Origin of the sequence: Aeromonas sp. HMWF014, from assembly GCF_963878295.1 — a bacterium.
In the GTDB taxonomy this organism is placed as follows: Bacteria; Pseudomonadota; Gammaproteobacteria; order Enterobacterales; family Aeromonadaceae; genus Aeromonas; species Aeromonas popoffii.
In genome coordinates, this window is record NZ_CAWNYS010000456.1 from 1 (window position 1) to 8233 (window position 8233).

Annotated in this window: 7 protein-coding genes; 3 read left to right on the forward strand and 4 right to left on the reverse strand. The window is 59.5% G+C overall.

Going from position 1 to position 8233, the window contains the following annotated elements; genetic code table 11:
* Positions 1 to 163: 163 nt before the first annotated feature.
* Complete coding sequence (gene ycfP, locus AAC083_RS17870; RefSeq protein WP_181364808.1) at positions 164 to 703, forward strand: alpha/beta hydrolase YcfP; 540 nt, start codon at positions 164 to 166, stop codon at positions 701 to 703.
* Positions 704 to 781: 78 nt separating this feature from the next.
* Entirely contained in the window at positions 782 to 2074 is a 1293-nt protein-coding gene (locus tag AAC083_RS17875; protein WP_108537317.1) for an NAD(P)/FAD-dependent oxidoreductase, read from the forward strand.
* 81 nt (positions 2075 to 2155) lie between these two features.
* Here the strand turns inward: AAC083_RS17875 and AAC083_RS17880 are convergent, their stop codons facing one another.
* From AAC083_RS17880 to AAC083_RS17890, 3 genes are read right to left on the reverse strand one after another with little or no spacing between them, the layout of a single operon-like run.
* Positions 2156 to 2956 (reverse strand): hypothetical protein, encoded by an 801-nt coding sequence (locus AAC083_RS17880; protein WP_042036785.1) that lies wholly within the window; start codon positions 2954 to 2956, stop codon positions 2156 to 2158.
* Between the two features lie 45 nt (positions 2957 to 3001).
* Entirely contained in the window at positions 3002 to 4078 is a 1077-nt protein-coding gene (locus AAC083_RS17885; protein WP_108537318.1) for an HBL/NHE enterotoxin family protein, read from the reverse strand.
* 24 nt (positions 4079 to 4102) lie between these two features.
* A complete protein-coding gene (locus AAC083_RS17890; RefSeq protein ID WP_108537319.1) occupies positions 4103 to 5212 on the reverse strand; it encodes a hypothetical protein in 1110 nt (369 codons plus the stop codon).
* Between the two features lie 470 nt (positions 5213 to 5682).
* On the opposite strand from AAC083_RS17890, the gene AAC083_RS17895 reads away from it, so the two are divergent.
* Positions 5683 to 6696 (forward strand): S66 family peptidase, encoded by a 1014-nt coding sequence (locus tag AAC083_RS17895; protein ID WP_042036790.1) that lies wholly within the window; start codon positions 5683 to 5685, stop codon positions 6694 to 6696.
* A 69-nt stretch (positions 6697 to 6765) separates the two neighbouring features.
* Here the strand turns inward: AAC083_RS17895 and AAC083_RS17900 are convergent.
* A partial coding sequence (locus AAC083_RS17900) for an LTA synthase family protein (RefSeq protein ID WP_258224758.1) occupies positions 6766 to 8233 on the reverse strand: 1468 nt, incomplete at its 5' end.

The window sequence follows — 8233 nt, forward strand, 5'->3', positions numbered from 1 at the left end:
GCTCTCACTTTGATACGCGTGCGGGGGTAAAGGCATCCTGGTTCTGGTTTCATCCGCAACCGCAGGCGTGATCCAAAGCAAGAAAGTGGGATGTTTTGGTGGCGCAGAGCCCTGCCGCTGGGGTAGTTTCGATAGAACCGACACAGTTTATGAGGTCTTGTCCATGATCATCTATCTGCATGGTTTTGATGCCACCAGCCCCGGTAATCATGAAAAAGTGCTGCAGTTGCAGTTTATCGATGATGATGTGCGTTTTGTGCACTACAGCACGGTTCACCCCCGTCATGACATGAGCCATCTGCTCAAGGAAGTGAAGAAGCAGCTCGACATGAGCACAGACCCCAAGCCCCTCATCTGCGGGGTGGGGCTGGGAGGCTACTGGAGCGAGCGGATCGGCTTCTTGTGCGGCATCAAACAGGTGATTTTCAATCCCAATCTGCACCCAGAAATCACCATGCAGGGCAAGATAGACAGACCGGAAGAGTACGAGGATATAGGCACCAAATGTGTGTCTGAATTTCGTAGTAAAAATTCAGGAAATTGCCTCTGCATCCTTTCCGTTCAGGATGAAATCCGCGATAATGGCGAAACTGAGCGTGAATTGAAGAATTATTACAACATCCTGTGGGATGAGCGAGAGACTCACAAGTTCAAGAACATCTCTCACCACCTGCAACAGATGAAGGCTTTCAAGGAAGCCTGATTGCTCGTCACGTCATGGATTCAACTATCAAGGGAGCCGATGGCTCCCTTCGCTTTAATGGAACCGAGGTAATTAACCATGACCAATATTGTTGTCGTCGGCGGCGGGGCTGGCGGTTTGGAGCTGGCCACCAGTCTGGGTCGCAAGCTGGGCAAGAAGAACAAGGCCAGGATCACCCTGGTCGACCGTAACCGTACCCATCTGTGGAAACCCCTGCTGCACGAAGTGGCCACCGGCTCCATGGACGCGGGTATCGATGCCCTGAGCTACCAGTCCCATGCCAAAAACCACGGTTTCGATTTCCAGTTGGGCACCCTCACCGACATCAAGCGCGATGAAAAGCGCATCGTGCTGGCGAAGATAGTCGACGAGAACGGCGACATAGTGGTGCATGAGCAGGAAGTGCCGTATGACATCCTGGTGATGGCGATCGGTTCCGTGTCCAACGACTTCAACACCAAGGGCATCAAGGATCACTGCATCTTCCTGGACAGTCCCTCCCAGGCACACCGCTTCCACAACAGCATGATGAACCGCTTCCTGCAGTTCGCCACCGAATACCAGCCCGGTGACAAGGTGAAGATCGCTATCGTCGGCGGCGGTGCCACCGGCGTCGAGCTCTCCGCCGAGCTCTACAACGCGGTGGAGCAGCTCTATGCCTACGGTTTCAAGCACCTCACCACCGACAACCTGAAGGTGACCCTGGTGGAAGCGGGCCCCCGCATACTGCCGGCGCTGCCGGAGCGCATCAGCGGTGCCGCCCATCAGGAGTTGGTGAAGCTGGGGGTGGACGTGCGTACCGCCACCATGATCACCGAAGCCACCACCGAAGGGTTGCACACCAAGGACGGTGAACTCATCGAAGCGGATCTGATGGTGTGGGCTGCCGGCATCAAGGCACCGGATTTCATGAAGGATATCGCCGGGCTCGAGACCAACCGCATCAACCAGCTGGTGGTGAAAGAGACCCTGCAGACCAGCCGTGACGAGAACATCTTCGTCATCGGTGACTGCGCCGCCTGCCCGCAGCCAAATAGCAAGTTCGTGCCGCCACGCGCCCAGTCCGCTCACCAGATGGCGACCCGGGCGTGCAAGAACATCCTGGCCAAGCTGGCGGGTGGCGAGATGAAGCCCTACCTCTATCATGATCATGGCTCGCTGGTCTCTTTGAGTCGCTTCTCCACCGTGGGCAGCCTGATGGGCAACCTGATGCGTGGCTCCATGATGGTGGAAGGCCACATAGCCCGCATGGTGTACATCTCGCTTTATCGGATGCACCAGGTTGCCCTGCACGGCTACGTCAAGACTGGCCTCATCATGCTGGTGGGCCGCATCAACCGGGTGTTGCGCCCGACGCTGAAACTGCACTAAGCCGCAGTCGGAACAGCCGGTGCTGAACGCACAAAAAAGGAGAGGCCAGGCCTCTCCTTTTCTTTTTATGTGATTCGTACGTCAGGAGGCATCATTGATCAGCGTTTTCACCTCCATCAGTGCAGCAGTGAAGAAGAGTCGCGCTACTTCAGGATCCCTCTGGCCAGCATCGTGGGCCACGTTGGCTATGTCGCCACCGAGGATGGTAATGGTGTTGCCGACCTTGGTCAGGCGATCTATCAGTGTGCTGAAGTTCTGAGAGAAGGCGTTGGTTTGTCCGAGGAAGCCTTGCTGGCGCTGGATCTGCCCCGTTATCTGGCTGACTTGTCCTTCCAGACTGTTCACCTTGCTCTGGGCTTGCGACAAGGTCACCGCCATGGCGATCAGGCCGGGTAGTCCCAGCAGCCCAAGGCCCAGCAGGTAAAGTTTCTTCTTGTTCAGCTCATCCAGCTCTTGGCGGGCTCCCGCCAGGCTTGACTGCAGCCCGGCGATGGTGGCCTGCAGCTCGACGCCAATCCGCTGCAGGTCCAGGTTGTCCTGCAGGATACGGCTATTGGCGGCTTGGCTTGCCCCCAAGGTGTGGGCCATCAAAGACTGGATCGGCGTTATCTCATCCTGCACCAGATTAATGAAGTCCTGCAGGGACTGGGGCGTGAGGCCGTTGGGGTTGGCCAGCTGCTGCTCCAGCTGTCCCTCAAGGCGTTGACCGAAGACCAGCACCTGTTGCTGCATCGTCAACACCTCGGGTAGCAGATTGGCAATGACCTCGGTCACATTGTGCTGAATGTTGATGGCGCCCTGGGGGAGCCCGCTAAAGGACTGTATGGTGGCTTCCGCCTGCTGCATGTTGGCAATAGCCTGGGATAAGATTCCGTTGCTCATGGTGTCTTCTCGATAGGGAGAGGGCGGTGGTCCGCCCTCTGGGCATCAGGCGGCCAGGCGGCCGACGAAATCGGCTATGGTGGCGGTCCTGGGCACTTGTATGGGGCTGACACCGGCCATCTGTGCTTTGATGGTGTTCACGTCGGTGAGCACTGTCTTCACTGTGGTGTCGGCGGCGGTCAACCAGAGCTGGCGGATGTCGTCGCCGCTGGTGATGCCCTTGTCCAGATCGGTGATCAGGCTGCCGAGATCCGAGGTCAGGGAGTCCCAGGCATTGCTCATCTGGGTCGCGGCAGAGACAGCGTTTTGGGCCTGCACCTGGAGCCCTTGATAACCATTGCCGATCTGGGTGGCGATCAGTACCTCGCTGTTGAGGCTGCTGCGCTTCTGGTACAGATCCTGGCGGGCGCCCAACGAGTTGTGCAGCACGATGGAGCCTGCCGTAATACCGGCGGCACCTGCAACCATCATGGCGACGCCACCGATGACCACAGGCGTCGAGGTGCCAGCGGTGACGAAGTCGGCCACTGCGCCTATGGCGGTGACGAAGGCTCCGCCAATCACTAACAACCCCCCAACCACGATGCCGGCGATGGCGCCGTCGATGGCTGCGTTGACCTTGTCGATGTCACCGTTGAGCTGAGCCAGCACCCCGTTGTCACCCTGTACCTTGCTGTTGAGGTTCACCACTATGCCCTGGAAGTTGCGAGAGTCGATGATCAGCTGGTTGTTGAGATCCAGGATAATGAGACGCGTATCGGAAGAGACCTTATGGTACTCGGTGGCTTGTTCCTTGATAACGTTCAACTGCCTGAGCCACTGGGCCTTGGTGGAACCGGGGGGGAGCACGGTCGGGATGGCATTTTGCAGGGCGTAGTAGTTGGAGATGTTACTGATGTTGGTGATGATCTGTGGCTGGATCTGGTTGAGGTACAGGTCCGCATGCCCTTTGGCGACGTCCAGTCCCTGGTTGATCTGGGTCTGATTCTCCTTGAGATTCGGGAACTGGCTGAAGTCCACTGACACTTGTTGCTTGACGCTGTTGCAATAGGTCTGGATCTGCAGCGCTTGCCCGGCCTGACCGGCCATGCTCTGGTCCATGGAGATGGTTGCATTCATCATGTATATCGTCCTTTTATGGTGGGATTAAGCGTCGGGCAGGACGCCGTTGCCGGCGTAGGCGGCCTTGATGTCACTCACCTGATCGGAGAGCTGTTGCCAGGATTGGGTATTCAGCGCCAGGGTGCGCCTGAGCAGACGTACATCACCGCTGTTGTTGAGGTCGGCCACCAGGGGTACGGCGCTCTGATAGGCGTCGGCCACCTTTTGCCAGCCCAGGGGCAGGCCAGTGATCGCCAGGGCTACCGTCTCGTAGGTGCTGACAAACAGCTGGTTTTGGGCCTGCACTGACTTTGCGACCGTCAGTATGGCGTTGGTCTCGGCCAGCGCCTGGTAGGCCAGTGCCAGTTTCTGGGTATTGGCCTTGAGCTCCTTGGCCGCCAGGCTGGCACCGGCTATGCCGGATGACAGGGCCTGGATACCGGAGATCATGTATTGGGTCTGCTGATCTGACCCCTTGGCCGAGCTTTGACTCGCGGCAGGCTTGCCGGCGGGGGTTTCCTCCAGCGCCAACGAGGTCACGATAGCGCGGCCCAGTTGGCCTACGCCGTCACCGGCCTTGCCACCCTCATCGACAATGGCCTGAATGTTTGCCGCTATGGCCTGGTTCAGTGCGTCGATGGCCTTGGCCTGGCGCTGGGCGTCGGCGATCAGATCCTGCTCGAGCCGAGTGATCACCCCAAGGAAGTTGTCCATCAGGGGACGCAGCGAACCCCAGGCGATCTGGAACCGGGTATTGAGTGTCTGGGCCATGAGCCGGTAACTCTGGGCCTGATCGGCCAGCGAGGTCAGCTGTTCTGCCAACCGGGCTCGCCCGGCCAGCACAGCCGCATCGTCATCCTGGCCGAGCAACCGGTTGAACGCCGCGACAAGGGCGTAGAAATTCGAGCCATGGCTCAACAGATGGATAAAGCCAGGCAGGTTATCTTGCTGGTAGTAGCGCGACTGGTTGAGCATCTGCGCCTGGTAGGCCTCAATCTTGACGGCCAAAGATGAGTCGAGCTCACTCCTGGCCAGGGACTGCTGCATCAGCAGCAGATTGGCATAGCTCTGGTTGAGTAGGGCCGGTGAGGCCGCAGACAGGTAGGCTGCCAGCAGGCCTTGATCCCCAAGATCCAGTGTGGTGATCGTGGTCATGGCGTGGCCTCCGTACCGGCTTCGGCGAGGTGGCTTGCGTGGAAACGTACCCGTGTTGAGGGGCTGGGGTGAGGTGGTCGGGTGTCGAGCTGCATCATGATGCTGTCCTCGTGACGAAGTGGGTCAGTCTCCGGCGTAGGGCCGGGACAGACTCACCCTATGGAAAGGCGAAATGGGTCACAACTGACACTTGTATCACTTGAAGTTTGAGCCAAATCGGCTAATGAGCGCCTTCTGCTCTTGATGGTCAGCCTCCATACGCAGTGCGGCTCTAAACCGACGAGCGAGTGGCTCGTTCCGCACCCCCATGCTTGGGCTTGAGCCCGTGATCATCCACCGGTTGGAGCTGACCAGTGCGTTGACGCTGTCATCTTTTCCTGATGACGGCAGGGTCATGGAGTGGCTATTATGAGTCCTCTTTTGTGGGCACCATGCCCTGGATGGCCATATTCGGAACAGGATTTCTTGCGATGACGTTACTCAAGCCGCCAGGGCTTAAACCTGGCGATACCATAGGTTTTTTCTCCCCCTCCAGCGCGGCCACGGCCTGGGCGCCACATCGCTTTGCTCGCGCAAGGGCTTTTCTGGAAGCGCAGGGCTTCAGGCTCAAGGCGGGCAGCCTGACTGGCCAGCAGGATCACTGGCGATCCGGCTCCATCGCTGCGCGGGCCGAAGAGCTCAATGCCCTTATTCGCGACCCCGAGGTGCGCTGCATCATGTCGGTGATTGGCGGCAGCAATTCCAACTCCCTGTTGCCCTATCTCGATTTTGATGCGCTCAAACGGGATCCCAAGATCATCATCGGCTACTCGGATGTGACGGCCCTGCTGCTCGGCATTTATGCCAAAACCGGCCTCGTTACCTTTTATGGCCCGGCGCTGGTGGCCTCGTTCGGTGAATTGTCACCGCTGGTGGATGAGACCCTGGCCGGGTTTAGCCAGATCTGCCTGGCTGGTGGGGGCGCCGTGCCTCATACCTTGCCGACCCCTGCCTATTGGACCGACGAGCGGCTCGATTGGGAAAACCAGACGCGGGCCAAGCAGTGTCAGCCTAACCGGCAGATCTCGGTGGGGGCTGGTCGGGTGCGGGGACGGTTGGTGGGTGGCAACCTCAATACCATGGCGGGGATCTGGGACTCCCCCTATATGCCAGCCATCGCGCGCGGGGATATTCTGCTGCTGGAAGACAGCCTCTTGACAGCGGATACGGTGGAGCGCTCCTTTGCCCATCTCAAGCTGTGCGGGGTGTTTGACCGCATCGGCGCCCTGGTTCTCGGCAAGCACGAGCTGTTCGATCATCAGGGCAGTGGCAAGCGGCCGCTCGATATCCTGCTGGAGGTGGTGGGGGAGCCGGCCTTTCCTATCCTGGCGGAGTTTGACTGCGCCCACACCCACCCCATGCTGACCCTGCCTCTTGGCATCGAGGCTGAGCTGGATCTCGATGCCCAGACCCTCACCTTGTGCGAGCCTTGGCTTGGCGAGTGAGTCATCCCGTCAACCGCACTATGCAAAGAGGCCGCAACAGCGGCCTCTTTGACGTTCCCAGGTTCGGGATCAGGGCAGGGCATCCGGCCGGAAGCTGGCCCGGATCTGTGGCACCAGGGGCGAGACGTCGAATCCCTTCTCTTCACCCAGCACAGGATGGAGCAGGGCCAGCTCCGGGATCGGGGTCAAGTCTCCCGCCAGCAGCTGGCGGGTGGCCTGGCCCATCTGGTAGAGCTGGCGCACAGAGGCAAACTGCTGCGCGAGTGAGATACCACCATCATTGCGGGTAAAGGCCATCATGGGGATCTGGTAAGTGGCATCGCGAGGCGGTTTGTCACCATGAATCCCCTTGCCCGCCGACATCAGGAACGGCTGGTGATCGCCAAAGGCTACCACCAGATACCGCTTGCCGGACTGGTCCAGAGTCTTGAGTAGCCGCTCCAGCGAGGCCATGGCATCCACCACGCCCGTGTAGTAGGTGTTGAGCAGCTGGCGCTCTGCCGCGCTCTGATCAGGGCAGGCCTTGTCGAGTTGTTGGGCCTGATAGCGATCCCCGTCGAAGGGGCCATGGCCCTGCATGGTGACCGCATAGGCAAACAATGGCTGGTTATCCTGTTCGCTGCGCTTGAGCAGGTGATCGATCAGGGCATCATCCGAGATATAGAGCCCTTTATGTTCGAGCGTGGTGAAGTGGCTATCGAACCAGCGTTCCTCGTAACCAAGGGCCGGGATCGCCTTGGCGCGGCCCCAGAACTTCTCCACATAGGGGTGGGCAAACAGGGTCTTGTAGCCACTTTGCTTGGCACTTTGCGCAAGGCCGGGCACCTGCTCGGAGAGGTAGTAGTAGGGCACGACCCCTTGCCTGAGCAGGCCCACCGGCAGGCCCGTGTTCATCTCGAATTCGGCCAGCACCGTCATGCCGCCCGTGGTGGGAGAGTGGATGGTCTTGTGCCACTGCTGCACGCTGGCGGGCAGGCTCAGGGTAGGGGGTGGGGCGCAGATCTTGTCCTGCCAACCGAGCCAGAGCGACTCGTACTGCAGCACTATCACCAGATCGAAGCGGGGGGGTTGCACCTCGCTCGCATGGCTGAGCTGGGGAGTGAGCTCGTTGATCTGCAAGGGGTAGCGAAACACGCTGCCGTTTTGCAGCATCTCGTCCACCAGATTGAACAGGTAGAGGCCAGGGCCGGCCCGTATGATGTCCCTGTGATAGTTGACCGCCCTGTCCACGTAGCGAATGTTGGCTCCCAGCAGCTTGTTGCCGGTCTGGGTAGCGAATACACACAGAGCAAAGAAGGCGGCGGTGGCGGCGGCGGTGCGCAGGATCCAGCGTGACAGGGCGAAACGCCAGCAGAGAAACAGCAGCAGGCTGGCGCCCAGCACTGGCAACACGGGATGTTGCCCCAACAGGATACGCAGCAGCGCCAGCAGGTTGCCGAGATCGTCCCCGCCCAGCGGCACCCCGTAGATGGCAATTTTCATGAAGTTGGCGAGCAAACCGATTCCGGAAAGTGCGGTAAAGACCAGCCCCATGTAG